The organism is Rhizobium sp. 1399 (assembly GCF_031455475.1).
In the GTDB taxonomy this organism is placed as follows: Bacteria; Pseudomonadota; Alphaproteobacteria; order Rhizobiales; family Rhizobiaceae; genus Rhizobium.
Genome location: NZ_JAVDSU010000007.1, coordinates 33,805 through 51,939 on the forward strand (window position 1 = coordinate 33,805; position 18,135 = coordinate 51,939).

Sequence of the window (18,135 nt, forward strand, 5' to 3'; positions counted from 1 at the left end):
ATATGATGTCCATCATCAATACGCAACAAATATGATGGCCGTCATGTAAAGCGGTCTTGTATATGGTCCTCACGTCATAAACGGAATTTGCCCATGGTCTCTGCAGTCCTTGCATCATCCCTTGCCCGGCGAAACATTCACTATGGATGGGTTGTCGTCGCCGCCACCTTCCTGACCATGCTGGTAACCGCCGGCGCAATGGGCGCGCCGGGTGTCCTCATCAAGCCGCTGCAGGACGAATTCGGCTGGGAAACCTCGCAGATTTCCTCCGCCCTTGCCATCCGCCTCATCCTCTTCGGCCTGATGGGACCGTTTGCGGCCGCCTTCATGAACTATTTCGGCATCCGCAAGGTCATCGTCTTTGCGCTGGCCCTCATCGGCGCGGGCTTCGTCGGCTCGCTGTTCATGACCAAGCTTTGGCATCTGCTGGCGCTCTGGGGCATCGTCGTCGGCTTCGGCACGGGGCTGACGGCCATGGTGCTGGCAGCCACGGTTTCCACACGCTGGTTCGTCAAGCACCGCGGCCTTGTCGTCGGCATGCTCTCGGCAAGTTCGGCAACCGGCCAGCTCGTTTTCCTGCCGCTGATGGCGGAGCTGACCGAACGCTACGGCTGGCGCGCCACCGTCTTCTTCGTCTGCGCCATGATTATGGTCGCCGCTCTTCTCGTGCTGCTCTTCATGCGTGACCGCCCCTCGGACGTAAACCTGCCCTCGGTCGGCGAAACACAGGTTGCCCCGGCCCCCGCCCGCGGCACGCTCGGCGCAGCGCTTGCAACGCCGATCACAGTTCTCAGGGACATTTCGACGACCTCGACCTTCTGGATCCTGTTTGCCACCTTCTTCATCTGCGGGCTCAGCACCAACGGCCTCATCCAGACACATTTCGTCACACTCTGTGGCGATTTTGGAATCATGCCGGTCGCAGCCGCCAGCGTTCTCGCCGTCATGGGCATCTTCGATTTCTTCGGCACGATCGGCTCCGGCTGGCTCTCTGACCGCTTCGACAATCGCTGGCTGCTCTTCTGGTATTACGGCCTGCGCGGCCTCTCGCTGCTCTTCCTGCCTTTCAGCGATTTCAGCTTCTACGGCCTGTCGATCTTCGCCGTCTTCTATGGCCTGGACTGGATCGCCACCGTGCCACCGACCGTCAAGATCGCCGCCGACCGCTTCGGCCGTGAAAAAGCCGGCCTCGTCTTCGGCTGGGTCTTCGCCGGGCACCAGCTTGGTGCTGCCACCGCGGCCTACGGTGCCGGCCTGTCGCGCACGGCGCTGGAAAGCTACCTGCCGGCCTTCTTCATTGCCGGCGCCTTCTGCCTGCTGGCCTCGGTTCTGGCGATTACGCTGAAGAAATCCGGGCTCAGCGCGCCGAGTGAGGCAGTCGCCCACTAAACCTCGATTTCCAAACGCCAAAACTTCGCCCGCCGTCTTGCACGCGCGGGCGAACGCATGTTAGACAGCCGCCTCGTATTTCGCTGCCCCATTGGCGGAATTGGTAGACGCGCTCGACTCAAAATCGAGTTTCGAAAGAAGTGCTGGTTCGACCCCGGCATGGGGCACCAAATATCTCTGAATAAATGGATTTTAGACTTCGCCCACGCCCCGAAGGGCGAGGGCATGAGCCTCGGCGGCTGAAGTCCCGGCGGAGTGGAGTGCCGGCCCCTCAGCCGGCTGTTCAATCACACCGTCTGACCGTTTTTGTGACAGTGCCTTCATCGGTCTGACGGGTCACGCTGCGGGTGACGCAGCGGTCACGGTCCCGATCGCGCCAGCGATCCCGTTCGCGCACCGCGCCAAACGTGATGCCGCGATCACTGATGGTAACGCCGGGCCGAACCCGGTCATGGTCATAACGGTCGTAGCGGTCATAACCGTCATAGGCGCGCTCGCGTGTGACCGTCACGCTGTCTGCCATTGCAGGCGCTGCAGCCGAGCCAAGGGCAAGGGCAAGGGCAGCGATCGCACAGTTGATGATGATCATTCGCATATCTCTTCTCCTTGTCGTCATGTATAGGCAACGACACGGGAGCTTAGTAGTTCCGCTCAAAAAGCCGGCCATTTAAGCCTAATCCATCCAAATCAACTCTTTAACTTTGCCGGCGCTTCATCCTAAAGTGCCGTCCGCAGGCATTTTGAGAGGGCTGATGCATCAGGAAGCGGGACTCATTGCGACGGTAGCCATAAGCTTCGTCTTTGCGGCAGTTCTTGGCTATTGCGCCGACAGGCTGCGACTGCCGCCACTGGTCGGCTATCTCTTCGCCGGCATTCTCATGGGACCGTTCACACCGGGCTTTGTGGCCGACACGGAGCTTGCGAGCCAACTCGCAGAAATGGGCGTGATCCTGCTGATGTTCGGCGTCGGTCTGCACTTCTCCGCATCCGATCTTTTGGCCGTGCGCGGCATCGCCGTGCCGGGCGCGATTGGCCAGATCCTGTTTGCCACCCTGCTCGGCGTCGGCCTCGGCGAACTCTGGGGCTGGAGCCTCGGCGCCGGCATCGTCTTCGGCCTCAGCCTTTCGGTTGCCAGCACGGTCGTGCTCCTGAAAGCGCTGGAAGAGCGCAACCTCGTCAATACCGCCGGCGGGCGCGTAGCCGTCGGCTGGTTGATCGTCGAGGATCTCGCCATGGTACTGGCGCTTGTGCTGTTGCCGGCCCTCGCCGAACTTCTGGGCGGGCATGCGAGCGATGCCGCGCATGGCCTCGACCTGCCGCTTTGGATCACGATCGCCCTCACCTTGCTGAAGGTCGCAGCCTTTGCGGCAATGGCGATCTTCCTCGGGCCGCGCATCGTGCCCTGGCTTTTGACGCTGATTGCCCGCACCGGCTCGCGTGAACTCTTCACGCTCACCGTGCTCGCCATCGCGCTCGGCATTGCCTTCGGTTCGGCGGCAATCTTTGGCGTTTCCTTCGCACTCGGCGCCTTCTTCGCCGGCGTGGTGATGAGTGAATCCCATCTCAGCCATCGCGCCGCCGCCGATTCCCTGCCGCTGCAGAATGCCTTCTCCGTGCTGTTTTTCGTTTCCGTCGGCATGCTCTTCGATCCGTCGATCATTGTGCAGCATCCTCTGGCCGTGATCAGTGCTTTGGCACTGATCATCGTCGGCAAGGCAATCATCTCTTTCGGTATTGTCGTCCTCTTGCGCTATCCGATCGGTATGGGCCTGACGGCCGCCGGCGGCCTTGCCCAGATCGGCGAATTCTCCTTCATCCTTGCCGGCCTCGGCGTTTCGCTCGGGCTCCTGCCGCATGAAGGACAGGATCTTATCCTTGCCGCCGCAATCCTTTCCATCACGCTGAACCCGCTCGTCATCTTCGTGGCCGAGAAGCTGAACCGCAAGATCAGGGTGAAATGGCCGCGCCTACATGAAAGCTACGGCCGGAAAAACCAGGACGCCCTGGCACGGGAATTGGAAAAGATCAGGGCGCTCGGCGAGGAGCGCGCACGCCAGCATCATCTGCGGATCCAGCAGCTGGTCGAGACCTTCCCGCTTTTCTCCGAAGTTGGCGAGGATGCGCTTGAGGAACTGCTCTTGCTGTTCAACCCCAAACTCGCCTCGCCCGGTGAACGCGTCATCCGCCGCGGCGACCGCGGCGACAGCATGTATTTCATCTCCTCCGGCGCGGTGGAGGTGCGCTTGGCAAGCGGCGCGGTGCGGCTTGAACCCGGTGCCTTCTTCGGCGAAATGGCGCTGCTGAGCGGCGGACGCCGCACGGCCGATGTCATCGCCGTCGATTTCTGCCAGTTCGAAGTGCTGGAGCGGCGTGACTTCAACATGTTCATGTCTCGCCACCCCAACCTTCGCGCCATCGTCAGCGAAATGGCGCAGAAGCGCACCGAAATGAACGTCATGCGCCAGCAGTGGGAAAAATCCATGGACCTGTCGTAAGCGGTCGGAGCGCAAACTCGATCACGCCGTCGCAGTTTCATCCAGCTTCGGCCAGTAAAGATCAGAACGAAAATCGGCCGGGATGGGATCGAGCCGGCAGATGGCATCTGCAGCGAAATCGATCTGCATGGCGAAATATTGGAACGCCGGCGGCATCGGCACGCCGGCTGCTTCCATAATGCGGGAGCGGTGATAGCCGCTGGCGCTCAAACGACGAGCTGCCTCGCGCCTGATATCCTCGCGCTCCGGCCCACGACCGCTCGCTTGCCTATCCCGCTCCCCTGCGGAACTCAGCCCGCCCTCTATGACCCTGAATTTCATGACATGCCCGGATTCGTCGAACGACAACCCAGCCTGACGTAGTTTGGCGCTTTTGCCATCCCGCAAGATCTTGGGAGGGAATGCCGCATCAGATCACGAAAATTTTCAGCGCGAATGCCGGGAAGCCACAGCCCGAGCATTTACAGCGTCATGATCGCCCCCTAATGCTTTGTGCGTTGCAACAGAGAAAGGAAACGGATGCTCCGCAGACTTTACGACTGGACCATGTCTCTGGCCTCGAAGAAGTCGGCCGAAGGCTGGCTCGCCGTCATCGCCTTCGTCGAAAGCTCCATCTTTCTGGTTCCCGCTGACGTGCTCTTCCTGCCGATGGCTCTTGCCAAGCCCGAACGCTCCTATCGCTACGCGCTCGTCGCCACCATCGCATCGGTGCTGGGCGGCATCGCCGGCTGGGCGCTTGGCTATTTTGCCTACGAAACCGTGGCACGCCCGGTTCTGGAATTCTATGGAAAGCTCGATCAATTCGAGCAGATGAAATCCTACGTCACTTACGAGACGATCCTGCTGCTGCTCGTTACCTCGGGTCTCGCGCATCTGCCGCCGATCAAGATCGTCACGATCCTGTCGGGCGTCATCCATGTCAGCCTGCCGCTCTTCATCGTTTCGGCGATCATCGCCCGCGGCGCCCGCTTCCTGTTCCTGGCATGGCTGCTGCGCCGTTACGGCGAGCCGATCCGCCACTTCATCGAAAAGCGTCTCGGCCAGATCGTCGGCATCGGCGCCGCGGCCGTGATCGTGTTATATATCGCCTACCGATATTTTGCCCACTGAGCCAACTTTGCGGAGTGCCGCCATGAATGCCACTGCTTCGCCACTTGCCCGTCGGGGCGTCGTCCTCCTGTTGCTCCTTGCCATCGCCATGGCAGCGGTTGTGGGCACGGCTCTCGGCTTCCAGTATATCGGCGGCTATATTCCCTGCGCGCTCTGCCTGCTGCAGCGCCAGCCCTATTATTATGGAATTCCGATCGCGATCGTCGGCGCCGTGGCCGCCCTCATCGGCTTGCCGAACTGGATGACGCGCGCCATCATTCTTGCCGTCGGCATCCTGATGCTCGTCGGCGCCGGCATGGGCGTCTATCACGCAGGCGTGGAATGGCACTTCTGGCCAGGCCCCGCCACCTGCTCGACCACCGCAAGCAGCATGACCACCAATGCCGGCGATCTACTGGGCGAGCTGAACACGATCAAGGGCCCGTCCTGCACGGATGCAGCACTGCGCGTTCTCGGCCTGTCCTTTGCGGGCTGGAATGTGGTCGCAAGCCTGATCCTCGCGGCCTTCGCCTTCTGGAGCGTGAAGAAGACTGCTTAACCGCATAAAGCATGTGGCCAGAACTGCGCAGCTAACGACTGCGTAAACCCAGGACTTCGAACCAATGCATCACGGCTGCAGCTCGGTATCCCAGTAGAGGTAGTCGAGCCAGCTGTCATGCAGATAGTTCGGCGGGAAGAGCCGGCCGTTATTGTGCAGATCCTGCACGGTCGGCTGGTACGGCTTCTGCGCCGGGAACATGCTTGCCTGCTTCGGAAGCTTGCTGCCCTTGCGCAGATTGCAGGGCGAACAGGCCGCCACGACATTCTCCCAGGTCGTCTCGCCGCCATGAGCGCGCGGGATGACGTGGTCGAAGGTCAGATCGTCATGGGCGCCGCAATACTGGCACTCGAACCTGTCGCGCAGGAAGACGTTGAAGCGGGTGAAGGCGGGATTACGGGACGGCTGAACGTAAGTTTTGAGGCACACGACACTCGGCAGCCGCATCGAGAAGCTCGGTGAGGAAACCTCATGCTCATATTCCGCGATAATGTTCACACGGTCGAGAAATACCGCCTTGATCGCGTCCTGCCAGGACCAGAGCGACAAGGGGTAATAACTCAGTGGCCGGTAGTCAGCGTTCAGGACGAGCGCTGGCAGGGCCTGTGGTGAGACTGCAATCGTCAAGGAGCCCTCCTGGATCGATTCGGCATCTGCACCTGTATATTAGGCCGGTTGTTACAGGATTGTGAAGTCCAATAAATTCAGGGGATAAAGGCAAATTGAGGGAGAGTGTCCGTTAGCCGATCGGCAGCACGTCGCGACGCATTTTTGCGGCGTAGTAAGCCCAGAAAAGCCGGGCTGCGACCGAGCGCCAGGGTGACCAGATTTCCGCAAGCCCTGTAAGTACTTTGGCTTGCGGGCGTTCAGCGAGACCGAATGCCGCAGCGACCGCCGCCTGAAGCGCCACATCACCCGCCGGAAATACGTCCACATGGCCGCCGCAGAACATCAGATAGACCTCTGCCGTCCATGGCCCGATTCCCTTCTGAGCCGTCAGTTCTGCGAGCGCTTCGCCAGGCGGTTTTTGGACCAGGGTCTGCAGATTGATTCGTCCGGATGCGACCGCTTGCGCAATCCGCGTCAGCGTATCGGCCTTGGCGCGCGATAGCCCAAACTCGCGCCAGGCATCGGGATGAAGCAATATGTAGGATTCCGCACTTAGCAGTCCGCTCGCCGGCTGCATGCGCCGCCAGATCGCCTCGGCGCTGGCGCGCGATACCATCTGCGAAACGATGATATGAGCAAGGCCGGCAAAGCCCGGCTCGCGCAGCCTCAGCGGGACAGGGCCGGCCTCCCTGGCAATCGCCACGAGCCGTGGATCGAGAACAAGAAGAGCGGCAAGCCCCACTTCAATATCCTTTTCATTGCTGATGACCCGCACCTTGCCTCGCGATCGCTTCAAATCCATGTCAGAAGAAAGCATGATCACGACTCCGCGTCAAAAACCCGTCTTCCGTTTCGCCCCGAGCCCAAATGGGCCTTTGCATCTCGGTCACGCGCTGTCGGCTTTCCTGAACGACGACATGGCCAGGGCCGCAGACGGCCGGCTGCTACTGCGTATCGAAGACATCGATCTGACGCGCTGCACACCCGAATTCGAGGCCGGCATCTACGCCGATCTCGAGTGGCTGGGCATTGAATGGGAACAGCCGGTCCGTCGCCAGCAGAAACATTTTTCCGAATACCAGGCAGCCCTTCATTCTCTGATCGAACGCGGACTGGTCTATCCCTCCTTCCTGACGCGCGGCGAGGTCAAAACACGCGTCGCTGCCTATGAGAGAATGGGTGAGTCCTGGCCGCGCGACCCGGATGGCACGCCGCACTATCCAGCCGACGACCGTGACCGCAGCGACGAAGAACGCAATGCGATGCTGGTCTCCGGTCTCAAACATGCATGGCGGCTCAACATGAACAGGGCACTGGATCTGATCGGCGAACCGCTGTTCTGGACGGAGACCGGCGATGAACGAAAGGGCGAAATCCTGGCCGAGCCCGGCGCTTGGGGCGACGTCGTTCTCTCACGCTCGGATGCCCCCTCCAGCTATCATCTCTCCGTCGTCATCGATGATGCGCTGCAGGGCGTGACCCATGTTGTGCGCGGCCTTGACCTCTTCCACGCCACCTCGGTGCACAGGCTGCTGCAGAACCTGCTCAACCTGCCGCAGCCCGTCTACCACCATCATCGCCTCGTCGTGGATACAGATGGCCGAAAGCTATCCAAGAGCGAGGGCGATACCGGCCTTGCGGAACTGCGTGCCACAGGGCTGTCAGCTGCCGATATTCGCCGTCTTGTCGGACTTTGAATCAGCGGCGTGGTCACGTCCGACCACCGAGAAGGTTCGCGAGAAATTGCGCAGCACTCGGAACTTCATGAGTGCCGCATTGATCTCCGCGCCGACGATGAAGATGACACCCACCATGTAGAGAAAGATCAGCACGATCATGACCGATGCCAGGCCCGCATAGGTAGCCGTGTAATTGGCGAAGGTCGCAAGATAATAGGCAAAGATCAGCGCGCCGACGAGCCAGAGCACCAAGGTCAGAAACACGCCCGGAACGACGTCGAAAACGCGACGCTTGCCGGCGGGCAACCAGAGATGGACGACAAGCAAGGCAATCGTCAGCATGACGAGCGTGCCATAAATGCGCCAGCTGAAAACAATTTCGAGTGTGTCGACGATAATGGGCAACCATTGACGGATCGTGACGGGAAGCCATTCGAGCGTGTCGTTATGCAGCAGCCAGTCGCGCGCATAATCAAGACCAACAGGAACTGCCACAAGCAGAATGCTGATGGCCGCAAAGATGATCACGGCGATGAGCACATAGCCAAGGCTCGCAAGGCGCGTAAGGTACCAGGGCCGCGTCTCTTGCACGCGATAGGCACGATTCAACGAGATTCTGAGCGCCTCGACACCGTTCGAGGCGAAATAGGCAGCTGCAAGCACAGAGATGGTCAGCAGCCCGCCGCGAGGGATCGTCAACACCTGCACGACCTGGTCGGCCAGCGGCTTGGCGATGGCTTCCGGCCATGTATCAAAGATCAGATGGATGGCCGTGGTGGAAAACTGGTCGGCACCAAGAAAATTGGCAAGCGCAGTGCCGAAGATCAGGAAGGGAAAGACCGCAAGCAGAGTGGAAAGCGCCACATGGCTTGCCATGGCAAAGCCGTCGTCCTCGATGAGATGGCAGATGGCATCGTAGACCACATCATAGAGCGTGCGCAGGAATTTCGGCATTCGGCTTCCCAATTGTATCCTTCCCGCGAATATGGGAAACGAGTCCCACTTTGTACAGGAATCATTGAATGGCCGATCAGCGCACCATCGTCGTGACCGGATGCTCTTCCGGCATCGGCGCCTATTGCGCGCGCGCCCTGAAAGCGGACGGCTGGCGTGTCTTCGCCACGGTACGCAAGGTGGCGGATCTGTCGTCGCTTGAAGCGGACGGCATCGAAGCCTTCCTGATGGACTACACACAGCCCGAGACGATTTCGGCACTGGTGGATGCGGTGGCCGAGCGCAGCGGAGGCAGGATCGATGCACTGTTCAACAATGGCGCCTATGGGCAGCCGGGAGCGGTGGAAGATCTGTCGACGCAGGCGCTGCGAGACCAGTTCGAGACCAATGTTTTTGGCTGGCACGAGCTGACCAGGCTGGTCATTCCCTTCATGCGCCGGCGCGGCCAGGGCCGCATCGTGCAATGTTCCTCGATTCTCGGCCTCCTGCCCTACCGCTATCGCGGCGCCTACACGGCGTCGAAATTCGCGCTCGAAGGCTTGAGCATCACCCTGCGCATGGAACTGCAGGGAAGCGGCATTCATGTGAGCCTGATTGAGCCGGGACCGATCACCAGCCGCTTTACGGCAAACGCGCTGGCAAAGATCAAAGAACATGTCGACCTGGAAAACTCGCCCCATGCGGTCGAATACCGCAGACAGCTTGCCCGCCTTGAAGGCTCAGGTCCGGTCAACCGCCACAAACTTGGCCCCGAGGCGGTCTATGCAGTATTGACGCGTGCATTGAACTCGAAAAATCCGAAGCCACATTATCCCGTAACGATTCCGGCTAAACAGGGCATATTGTTGAAGAGGCTGCTTCCGGCCAATCTCTTCTACCGCCTGATGCGCTGGACGGACTGAAGAAGAGAAGAGACTGCCATGTCCACGGTCACCTATGTCATCGCGATCATCGTCATGGGCCTCGTCGCTCTTGTGTTGATCCGCGGCCTGTTCAACATGATGAAAGGTGGCGATGCGAACCTTTCCAACAAGCTGATGCAGCTGCGCGTGCTGCTGCAGGCGATCGCCGTCGTCCTGATCATGCTGACGCTCTGGCTGACCGGCGGCGGACGCCCGAGCTGATCTGCGAGCCGCCGATGGTAAAGCTCAACAAGATCTACACCAGAACCGGCGATGACGGCACGACCGCGTTGGTCTCCGGTCCACGCCGCGCCAAGCACGACCTGCGCGTCGAGGCCTACGGAACCATCGACGAAACCAATTCGGCCATCGGCGTCGCAAGGCTGCATACGGCAGACCTGGCCGAACTCGACGCCATGCTGGCGCTGATCCAGAACGACCTCTTCGATCTCGGCGCCGATCTCGCCACGCCTGAAACCGCTGAGCCGCCGGCTTACGAGCCGCTGCGCATCGTCGAAAGCCAGGTCACACGGCTGGAGCAGGATATTGACAGGCTGAATGCCGACCTGCAGCCGCTGAAATCCTTCGTTTTGCCCGGCGGCAGCGCTGCGGCCGCCCATCTGCACCTCGCCCGTACGATCGCACGCCGCGCCGAACGGCTGATGGTGGCGCTTGCCCGAAGCGACGGAGAAATCGTCAGCGCCGCAGCACTTCAATACGTCAACCGCCTCTCCGATTTCCTGTTCGTAGCCGCTCGTCATGCAAATAATGGTGGCAAGGCAGATGTGCTTTGGGTTCCCGGAAAAAACAGGTAGGTTCGCAGCCGTCACGATCGCCCGGGGGCAGGCCTTCATGTTCATACCGCTGCACGATGCCAATACGCTGAAACACATTAAGGTTCAGTGGGTCACACTCGGCCTGATGGCGGCAAACATAGCCGCCTGGATCTTCACGGCAGTCGAAAGCGATCAGGTCGCGCAGGCGGCAACCATCGGCCTCGGCTATATCCCGGCTATCATCTTCGGCCATGCGATGCTGGCGCCGGGACTGGAGATCGTGCCGGAAGCCGCTACGTACATCACCTATTCCTTCATCCATACGAGCTTCTGGCATCTTGCCGGCAACATGATCTTCCTCTGGGTCTTCGGCGACAATGTCGAGGATGCAATGGGACATTTGCGCTTCCTCGTCTTCTACCTCGCCTGCGCCGCCGCCGGTGCCCTTTGCCATGGCCTGCTGTCGACGACATCGGAAGCGCCCCTCGTCGGTGCATCGGGCGCAATTTCCGGCGTGGTGGCGGCCTATCTGATGCTGCATCCGCGCGTGCGGGTCTGGGTGCTGGTCTTCTTCCGCGTGCCACTACCGCTACCGGCCTTCATCCCACTCCTGCTCTGGGTTGGTCAGCAGTTTTTCATGCTGTTGGTCGATCCTGACGGTAACGTCTCGTGGGGCGCGCATGTCGGCGGCATTATCGCTGGCGCCCTGCTCATTTTCATCCTGCGCCGGCCAGGCGTGCCGCTCTTCGACCGGCAGATCGTCACACCACGTGCCGTTCGCGATCGGCCGGTCCCCATCCGTGTCACTGCCTCCGGCATGCCCGTGCCGCCGCGCCTGCCCTGGGGGCGGGACAAGCTTTAATATTGACGTGAACGTAAACGTTAATATATTGCCATCCAAATCGGCTGGCCGCGTCACGGAAGCGTTGTATTTGGAGGAAAAACGCGTATCCATGTCGCCATTCGACAATCGGAGCAGCGTCCAAGCGCGCATTTTCCCAGAAGTCTCTGTTGAAGGCCCATCTCTGTTCGAAGGAAGGACCCCATGAAAATTCTCGTCCCAGTCAAGCGCGTTGTCGATTACAACGTGAAGATCCGTGTCAAGCCGGATGGATCGGGCGTCGACCTTGCCAACGTCAAGATGTCGATGAACCCGTTCGACGAGATTTCGGTTGAGGAGGCCCTTCGCCTGAAGGAAGCCGGCAAGGCCGAGGAAGTGGTCGTCGTCTCGATCGGCCCGGCCAAGGCCGAGGAAACTTTGCGCACCGCGCTCGCCATGGGCGCCGACCGCGCCATCCTCGTCGAGACCGATGACGCTGTCGAGCCGCTCGCAGTCGCAAAGATCCTCAAGGGTGTTGCCGACGCTGAAAAGCCAGGCCTCATCATTGTCGGCAAGCAGGCAATCGACGATGATTCCAACCAGACCGGCCAGATGCTTGCAGCCCTTCTCGGCTCCGCCCAGGCGACCTTCGCCTCCAAGGTCGAGATCGCCGGCGACAGCGCCACTGTCACCCGTGAGATCGATGGCGGCCTGCAGACCATCAAGGTCAAGCTTCCGGCCGTCGTGACGACCGACCTGCGCTTGAACGAGCCGCGCTATGCTACGCTACCGAACATCATGAAGGCGAAGAAGAAGCCGCTCGACAAGAAGAGCCCGGCTGATTTCGGCGTTTCCACCGCGCCGCGCCTCAAGGTGCTGAAGACGGAAGAACCATCCGGCCGCAAGGCAGGCGTGAAGGTGAAATCGGTCGCCGAGCTTATCGACAAGCTCAAGAACGAAGCCGGCGTACTCTGAGATCTGGAAAGGGAGAACACGATAATGGCCATTCTTCTTCTGGCTGACCACGACAACGCGAGCCTTTCCGACCAGACTGCCAAGGCCCTGACGGCTGCGTCTCAGATCGGCGGAGATGTTCACATCCTCGTCGCCGGTAAGGGCGCAAAGGCAGCCGCAGACGCGGCTGCCAAGCTTTCCGGCGTCTCCAAGGTGCTGCTCGCCGAAAGCGACGAGCTCGCCAACAACCTTGCCGAACCGCTCGCCGACCTGATCATTTCGCTGGCTGGCAGCTATGACACCATCATCGCCGCCGCCACCTCCACCGGCAAGAACGTCATGCCGCGTGTCGCAGCGCTCCTCGATGCCGCCCAGGTCTCCGAAATCATCGAAGTGGTTTCGCCCGACACCTTCAAGCGTCCGATCTATGCCGGCAATGCGATCCAGACGGTGCAGGCGACCGACGCCAAGAAGGTCATCACCGTGCGCACCGCCTCCTTCGCCTCGGCTTCCGAGGGCGGCTCGGCTGCCGTCGACGTGATTCCGGCCGTTTCTGATCCGGGTCTTTCGAATTTCGTGTCCGACGCGCTGTCGGCCTCCGAACGACCGGAACTGACCTCTGCCAAGATCATCATTTCCGGCGGTCGTGCGCTCGGCTCAGCCGAAAAGTTCAAGGAAGTCATCCTGCCGGTCGCCGATAAGCTCGGCGCTGCCGTGGGTGCATCGCGCGCCGCCGTCGATGCCGGCTACGCCCCGAACGACTGGCAGGTCGGCCAGACCGGCAAGGTCGTCGCCCCGCAGCTCTACATCGCCTGCGGCATCTCAGGCGCCATCCAGCATCTCGCCGGCATGAAAGACTCAAAGGTCATTGTCGCGATCAACAAGGACGAGGAGGCTCCGATCTTCCAGATTGCCGACTATGGACTTGTCGCCGATCTCTTCGACGTCCTGCCGGAGCTCGAAAAAGCCCTCTGATCGGGCAGATTGCCTTCTTTTCGCACTTGCGAATGACTGGAAAATTGTCTTCTATCGGTCTACTACTTTTGCCGGGCGATCTTTCGTCCGGCAATTTCATATAAAAATACCGGCAGCGCGGGGGTGTATGCCGGGCGGGGGTTGGAGATGAGCGCGGTGTTGAAGAATATTGGTATCATTGGTGCGGGCCAGATGGGCTGCGGCATCGCGCATGTTTCGGCCGCCGCAGGATACAAGGTTCACATCTACGATCTGTCGCAGGATCGTATCGAGTCCGGCCTTGCCACCATCAACGGCAATTTTGCGCGTCAGGTGACGAACGGCAAGATGACGGATGAAGAGCGCAGCGCAGCGCTTGCGCACATCACCGGCTCAGCCGATGTCAACGATCTTGCTCCCTCCGATCTTGTGATCGAGGCGGCGACCGAGGATGAAAGTGTCAAGCGCAAGATTTACGCGCAGGTCTGTCCGGTACTGAAGCCGGAAGCTATCCTTGCCACCAACACCTCCTCGCTGTCGATCACACGTCTTGCGTCCGCGACAGACCGCCCCGAGCGCTTCATGGGCATCCACTTCATGAACCCGGTTCCGGTCATGAAGCTCGTGGAGCTGGTGCGCGGCATCGCGACGGAGGAAGCAACCTTCTCTGCCGCCCGGGAATTCGTCGCGTCGCTGGAAAAGACGGTCACAGTCGCCGAGGATTTCCCGGCCTTCATCGTCAATCGCATCCTGCTCCCGATGATCAACGAAGCGATCTATACGCTGTACGAGGGCGTCGGCACGGTCGATGCGATCGACACCGCCATGAAGCTCGGTGCCAACCATCCGATGGGGCCGCTGCAGCTTGCCGATTTCATCGGCCTCGATACCTGCCTGTCGATAATGCAGGTGCTGCATGACGGCCTCGCCGACAGCAAATACCGCCCTTGCCCGCTGCTTGTGAAATATGTCGAGGCCGGCTGGCTCGGCCGCAAATCCGGCCGCGGCTTCTACGATTATCGTGGCGAAACGCCGGTTCCGACCCGCTAAGCAAATCATCGCCTGAAAAGGCGAGTGGAACAAACGTCCGAGAAGTGCTTTCCTTGCCCTGAACGGAAGGAAACGCCATGTCGAGCGAATTGCCGATGTTCCTGTTACAGTGCTGCGTCCTGATCGGTCTTGCCGGCGTCTTCTTCATCCGCGGCGCTGGCGACTCCTGACGAACGCTTTATGATCCGACCGCGCCCTTGATCAGCGCCTTGGCGTCCTCACTGTCCCATGCGGCCGGGCCGTTCATGGCCGACATCAGACACCCTTTGTCGTCAAGCAGCAGCGTAACAGGAAGTCCGAAGGCAAGGCCTTCTTTCTTCAGGCTGTTGAAGACGCCGATCGTGTTGTCGCGATAGAGCTGTAGCGCATCGACGCCGATTTCACTGAGGAACGCCCTCGGCTTTTCGTCGTCGCCGGTATCGATATTGACCGGCACGACCTGGAACTTGTCGCTGCCCATCTCTTTCTCCAGCGCATTCAGCGCCGGCATCTCCTCACGACATGGCACGCACCATGTTGCCCAGAGATTGAGAAGCACGGTTTTACCCGCGAAATGATCGAGCGTCATCGGCTTGCCGTCAGGGCCGTTGAAGGCGACGGTTTCAAGCTTCTTCGGTTGGTTGGCAGCAACCATCGCGGCGACCTGGCCCTTCATGAGCGGCGTCAGGTTGGCGGCGCGCTCCCTGGTCAGCGGGCATTCGGCCGATGCCGTATCACTGACGCCATTGCCAATGCCGGTCTCCTTCACGTATACCGCTGCCGCACCGGCAACAACGCCTGCGACGGCGGCGATTGCGATCAGTTTAACGGACGGCAGGCCGAAGGGTTTTTTCGTCGTCATTTCATTCTCCAGGACGGGCATCTTCCATGGCCGAGGACAACACGGACACCAAATCCTCCAACCAGATGTGGGGCGGACGTTTCGCCTCCGGCCCCGATGCGATCATGGAGGAGATAAATGCCTCGATCGGTTTCGACAAGAAGCTGTTTGCCCAGGATATCCGCGGATCGATCGCCCACGCCACGATGCTCGCCCATCAGGGCATCATTTCTGCCGACGATAAGGACAAGATCGTTCACGGGCTAAACACGATCCTGTCAGAAATCGAAAGCGGCAATTTCGAGTTCTCCCGCCAGCTTGAAGACATCCATATGAATGTCGAGGCCCGGCTTGCGACCCTGATCGGCCCCGCCGCCGGTCGCCTTCACACGGCCCGCTCGCGCAACGACCAGGTGGCGCTCGACTTCCGCCTCTGGGTGAAGGAAGAGTTGCAGAAAACCGAGGCCATGCTGACGAACCTGATCGCAGCCTTCCTCGACCGCGCCGAAGAACATGCCGACAGCGTCATGCCCGGCTTCACGCATCTTCAGACCGCCCAGCCGGTCACCTTCGGCCACCACTGCATGGCTTATGTGGAAATGTTCGGCCGCGATCGCTCGCGCGTTCGCCATGCGATCGAACATCTGGACGAAAGCCCGATCGGTGCGGCAGCGCTCGCCGGCACCGGCTATCCGATTGACCGTCACATGACGGCCAAGGCTCTCGGCTTCCGCGAGCCGACCCGCAACTCGATAGACACCGTTTCCGACCGCGATTTCGCCATCGAATTCCTGGCGATTGCCGCGATCTGCGCCGTGCATCTTTCGCGCCTCGCCGAGGAAATCGTCATCTGGTCGACGCCGCAATTCGGCTTCGTTCGCCTCTCCGACGCCTTCTCGACCGGCTCCTCCATCATGCCGCAGAAGAAGAACCCTGATGCGGCCGAGCTGGTGCGCGCCAAGACCGGCCGCATCAACGGCTCGCTGATCGCTCTGCTGACGATCATGAAGGGCCTGCCGCTCGCCTATTCCAAGGATATGCAGGAAGACAAGGAACAGGTCTTCGACGCCGCCGAAAGCCTGGAACTGGCGATTGCCGCCATGACTGGCATGGTGCGCGACATGACGATCAACACTGTCAGAATGAAAGCGGCTGCCGGATCCGGTTATTCGACCGCGACGGATCTCGCCGACTGGCTGGTGCGCGAGGCGGGCCTTCCCTTCCGCGACGCCCACCATGTCACCGGCCGTGCTGTCGCACTTGCCGAAAGCAAGGGCTGCGATCTCTCGGAGCTTCCGCTTGCCGATCTGCAGGCGATCAATCCCGCCATCACCGACAAGGTCTATGACGTGCTGACGGTCGAAGCTTCGGTCGCCAGCCGCAAAAGCTTCGGCGGTACGGCACCTTCGGAAGTCAGGAAGCAGATCGCCTATTGGCGCGCTCGCAATTAAGTCATTTCCGGGCGAAATGGAGACCGTCCGCCGCCCGGAAATGCACACAGGCCGAAGCTTCAACAATCGGGGTGCACAAGGCTGATAAACTTCGCTATGAAGATGCCAGCCAGTGCCCCGTGCCCGATATGAGGATATTCATGCAGATGAGCTTGCCGCATTTCATCCGCCTTACGGTGGTTTTTGCCGTCATCGGCCTTGCCGTTGCCGGATGCGGCCGCAAGGGCGACCTCGATCCGCCGAGCGCCAACGCGACGAAGGGTGGCGATGTTTCCAAGCCGACGAAACAGCCTGGCACCGTCGACAAGCCCTTCATTCTCGATCCCCTTCTCTAAGGCCCGGCTACCGTGAACCATTTCGAGTACCGCGACGGCATTCTCTACGCCGAGAACGTTCCCGTTCCCGAGATCGCCAAGGCGGTCGGCACTCCCTTCTACGTCTATTCGACAGCAACGCTCGAGCGCCACTACCGGGTCTTCTCCGAGGCTTTCGGAGATGTCGATTCCATGGTCTGCTACGCGATGAAGGCCAATTCGAACCAGGCCGTGCTGAAGACGCTCGGCCGGCTCGGCGCCGGCATCGACGTGGTTTCCGAGGGCGAGTTGCGCCGCGCGCTTGCGGCCGGAATTCCCGCCAATCGCATCATGTTCTCCGGCGTCGGCAAGACACCGAATGAGATGGATTACGCACTCGAAGCCGGCATCTACTGCTTCAACGTCGAATCCGAACCGGAACTCGAAGTCCTCAATCAGCGTGCCGTGCGCGCCGGCAAGAAGGCGCCCGTTTCCTTCCGCATCAATCCCGATGTCGATGCCCGCACCCATGCGAAGATTTCGACCGGCAAGAAGGAAAACAAGTTCGGCATCTCCTGGGAGCGCGCCCGCGCCATCTATGCCCGCGCCGCCAGCCTGCCCGGCATCGAAGTAACCGGCATCGACATGCATATCGGCAGCCAGATCACCGAGCTGCAGCCCTTCGACGATGCCTTCAAGCTGCTGCACGATCTGGTCAACACGTTGCGCGCCGACGGCCATAACATCCACCACGTCGATATCGGCGGCGGCCTCGGCATTCCCTACAAGGACGACAACAACCCGCCGCCACTGCCGGACGCCTATGCCGCGATCGTCAAGAACCAGCTTCGCGCGCTGAACTGCAAGATCATTACCGAGCCTGGCCGCCTGATCGTCGGCAATGCCGGTATCCTCGTGACCGAAGTCATCTACGTGAAGGATGGCGGCGAGAAGACCTTTGTCATCGTCGACGGCGCGATGAACGACCTCATCCGCCCGACACTCTATGAGGCCTATCATGAGATCCGCCCCGTGGTGATTTCGGCCGCCAACGCGCCGCGCATCCGCGCCGATGTCGTCGGCCCCGTCTGTGAGACGGGCGATTACCTCGCTCTGGACCGGGAAATGGCGACCCCGAAGCCGGGCGACCTCCTGGCCGTCAGCACGGCCGGCGCCTATGGCGCGGTCCAGGCTGGCACCTATAATAGCCGCCTTCTGGTGCCTGAAGTACTGGTCAAGGGTGACGAATTCCATGTGGTTCGTCCTCGCCGCACTTATTCGGAGTTGATCGGTCTCGATTCCGTTCCGCCTTGGCTGGACTAAAAGTCGCAATCACTTTTT

The 18,135-nt window shown here is 60.6% G+C and carries 21 protein-coding genes and 1 tRNA gene; 16 read left to right on the top strand and 6 right to left on the bottom strand.

Annotation, left to right across the window (positions count from 1 at the left end):
- Positions 1-93: 93 nt before the first annotated feature.
- Together J2X71_RS21650 and J2X71_RS21655 are read left to right on the top strand one after the other, a co-directional pair.
- Positions 94-1,389, top strand: coding sequence for an MFS transporter (locus tag J2X71_RS21650; protein WP_310384811.1), 1,296 nt, complete (start codon positions 94-96; stop codon positions 1,387-1,389).
- An 85-nt stretch (positions 1,390-1,474) separates the two neighbouring features.
- Positions 1,475-1,559 (top strand) — tRNA-Leu (locus tag J2X71_RS21655).
- A gap of 113 nt (positions 1,560-1,672) precedes the next feature.
- Here the strand turns inward: J2X71_RS21655 and J2X71_RS21660 are convergent.
- On the bottom strand, positions 1,673-1,984 hold the full coding sequence (locus tag J2X71_RS21660) for a hypothetical protein (protein WP_310384813.1): 312 nt from the start codon (positions 1,982-1,984) through the stop codon (positions 1,673-1,675).
- Between the two features lie 157 nt (positions 1,985-2,141).
- Between J2X71_RS21660 and J2X71_RS21665 the strand changes: the two genes are divergently transcribed.
- Complete coding sequence (locus J2X71_RS21665; protein ID WP_310384815.1) at positions 2,142-3,884, top strand: cation:proton antiporter; 1,743 nt, start codon at positions 2,142-2,144, stop codon at positions 3,882-3,884.
- 21 nt (positions 3,885-3,905) lie between these two features.
- Here the strand turns inward: J2X71_RS21665 and J2X71_RS21670 are convergent, their stop codons facing one another.
- Complete coding sequence (locus tag J2X71_RS21670) at positions 3,906-4,205, bottom strand: hypothetical protein (RefSeq protein WP_310384817.1); 300 nt, start codon at positions 4,203-4,205, stop codon at positions 3,906-3,908.
- 198 nt (positions 4,206-4,403) lie between these two features.
- Between J2X71_RS21670 and J2X71_RS21675 the strand changes: the two genes are divergently transcribed.
- Positions 4,404-4,994 (top strand): YqaA family protein, encoded by a 591-nt coding sequence (locus tag J2X71_RS21675; protein ID WP_310384819.1) that lies wholly within the window; start codon positions 4,404-4,406, stop codon positions 4,992-4,994.
- A 22-nt stretch (positions 4,995-5,016) separates the two neighbouring features.
- Entirely contained in the window at positions 5,017-5,532 is a 516-nt protein-coding gene (locus tag J2X71_RS21680) for a disulfide bond formation protein B (protein WP_310384821.1), read from the top strand.
- Positions 5,533-5,601: 69 nt separating this feature from the next.
- On the opposite strand, the gene J2X71_RS21685 is transcribed toward J2X71_RS21680, so the two are convergent.
- The gene (locus J2X71_RS21685) at positions 5,602-6,159 is read right to left on the bottom strand and encodes an HNH endonuclease (RefSeq protein ID WP_007825539.1); all 558 of its coding nucleotides are present in this window, start codon (positions 6,157-6,159) and stop codon (positions 5,602-5,604) included.
- 112 nt (positions 6,160-6,271) lie between these two features.
- Positions 6,272-6,958, bottom strand: coding sequence for a DNA-3-methyladenine glycosylase 2 family protein (locus J2X71_RS21690; RefSeq protein ID WP_310384824.1), 687 nt, complete (start codon positions 6,956-6,958; stop codon positions 6,272-6,274).
- Here J2X71_RS21690 and gluQRS point away from each other — a divergent pair.
- A complete protein-coding gene (gene gluQRS / locus J2X71_RS21695; RefSeq protein WP_310384826.1) occupies positions 6,957-7,838 on the top strand; it encodes a tRNA glutamyl-Q(34) synthetase GluQRS in 882 nt (293 codons plus the stop codon). The genes J2X71_RS21690 and gluQRS overlap by 2 nt on opposite strands.
- Here gluQRS and J2X71_RS21700 read toward each other — a convergent pair.
- On the bottom strand, positions 7,803-8,774 hold the full coding sequence (locus J2X71_RS21700) for a YihY/virulence factor BrkB family protein (protein WP_113319684.1): 972 nt from the start codon (positions 8,772-8,774) through the stop codon (positions 7,803-7,805). The genes gluQRS and J2X71_RS21700 overlap by 36 nt on opposite strands.
- 68 nt (positions 8,775-8,842) lie before the next feature.
- Here J2X71_RS21700 and J2X71_RS21705 point away from each other — a divergent pair, with 68 nt between their 5' ends.
- The 7 genes from J2X71_RS21705 to J2X71_RS21735 all read left to right on the top strand — a co-directional run bounded on the left by J2X71_RS21705 (position 8,843) and on the right by J2X71_RS21735 (position 14,230).
- Positions 8,843-9,676: an SDR family oxidoreductase gene (locus J2X71_RS21705; RefSeq protein WP_310384829.1), complete on the top strand. Its 834-nt coding sequence runs from the start codon at positions 8,843-8,845 to the stop codon at positions 9,674-9,676.
- Between the two features lie 18 nt (positions 9,677-9,694).
- The gene (locus tag J2X71_RS21710) at positions 9,695-9,898 is read left to right on the top strand and encodes a twin transmembrane helix small protein (RefSeq protein ID WP_112571731.1); all 204 of its coding nucleotides are present in this window, start codon (positions 9,695-9,697) and stop codon (positions 9,896-9,898) included.
- A gap of 14 nt (positions 9,899-9,912) precedes the next feature.
- Positions 9,913-10,491 carry a cob(I)yrinic acid a,c-diamide adenosyltransferase gene (locus J2X71_RS21715; protein WP_310384831.1) on the top strand — a complete coding sequence of 193 codons (579 nt, stop codon included), beginning with the start codon at positions 9,913-9,915 and terminating at the stop codon, positions 10,489-10,491.
- Between the two features lie 37 nt (positions 10,492-10,528).
- On the top strand, positions 10,529-11,314 hold the full coding sequence (locus J2X71_RS21720) for a rhomboid family intramembrane serine protease (protein ID WP_310384833.1): 786 nt from the start codon (positions 10,529-10,531) through the stop codon (positions 11,312-11,314).
- A gap of 183 nt (positions 11,315-11,497) precedes the next feature.
- The gene (locus tag J2X71_RS21725) at positions 11,498-12,247 is read left to right on the top strand and encodes an electron transfer flavoprotein subunit beta/FixA family protein (RefSeq protein WP_310384835.1); all 750 of its coding nucleotides are present in this window, start codon (positions 11,498-11,500) and stop codon (positions 12,245-12,247) included.
- Positions 12,248-12,271: 24 nt separating this feature from the next.
- Entirely contained in the window at positions 12,272-13,201 is a 930-nt protein-coding gene (locus J2X71_RS21730) for an electron transfer flavoprotein subunit alpha/FixB family protein (protein ID WP_310384837.1), read from the top strand.
- 147 nt (positions 13,202-13,348) lie between these two features.
- On the top strand, positions 13,349-14,230 hold the full coding sequence (locus J2X71_RS21735) for a 3-hydroxybutyryl-CoA dehydrogenase (RefSeq protein WP_310384840.1): 882 nt from the start codon (positions 13,349-13,351) through the stop codon (positions 14,228-14,230).
- Positions 14,231-14,408: 178 nt separating this feature from the next.
- Here the strand turns inward: J2X71_RS21735 and tlpA are convergent, their stop codons facing one another.
- Positions 14,409-15,071: a thiol:disulfide interchange protein TlpA gene (gene tlpA, locus J2X71_RS21740; RefSeq protein WP_310384842.1), complete on the bottom strand. Its 663-nt coding sequence runs from the start codon at positions 15,069-15,071 to the stop codon at positions 14,409-14,411.
- Positions 15,072-15,097: 26 nt separating this feature from the next.
- Here tlpA and argH point away from each other — a divergent pair, with 26 nt between their 5' ends.
- The 3 genes from argH (at position 15,098) to lysA (ending at position 18,117) form a co-directional block, all read left to right on the top strand.
- Positions 15,098-16,501 carry an argininosuccinate lyase gene (gene argH / locus J2X71_RS21745; RefSeq protein ID WP_310384843.1) on the top strand — a complete coding sequence of 468 codons (1,404 nt, stop codon included), beginning with the start codon at positions 15,098-15,100 and terminating at the stop codon, positions 16,499-16,501.
- Positions 16,502-16,641: 140 nt separating this feature from the next.
- Complete coding sequence (locus J2X71_RS21750; RefSeq protein WP_113319692.1) at positions 16,642-16,836, top strand: LPS translocon maturation chaperone LptM; 195 nt, start codon at positions 16,642-16,644, stop codon at positions 16,834-16,836.
- A gap of 12 nt (positions 16,837-16,848) precedes the next feature.
- Complete coding sequence (lysA, locus tag J2X71_RS21755) at positions 16,849-18,117, top strand: diaminopimelate decarboxylase (RefSeq protein ID WP_310384846.1); 1,269 nt, start codon at positions 16,849-16,851, stop codon at positions 18,115-18,117.
- Positions 18,118-18,135 lie beyond the last annotated feature (18 nt).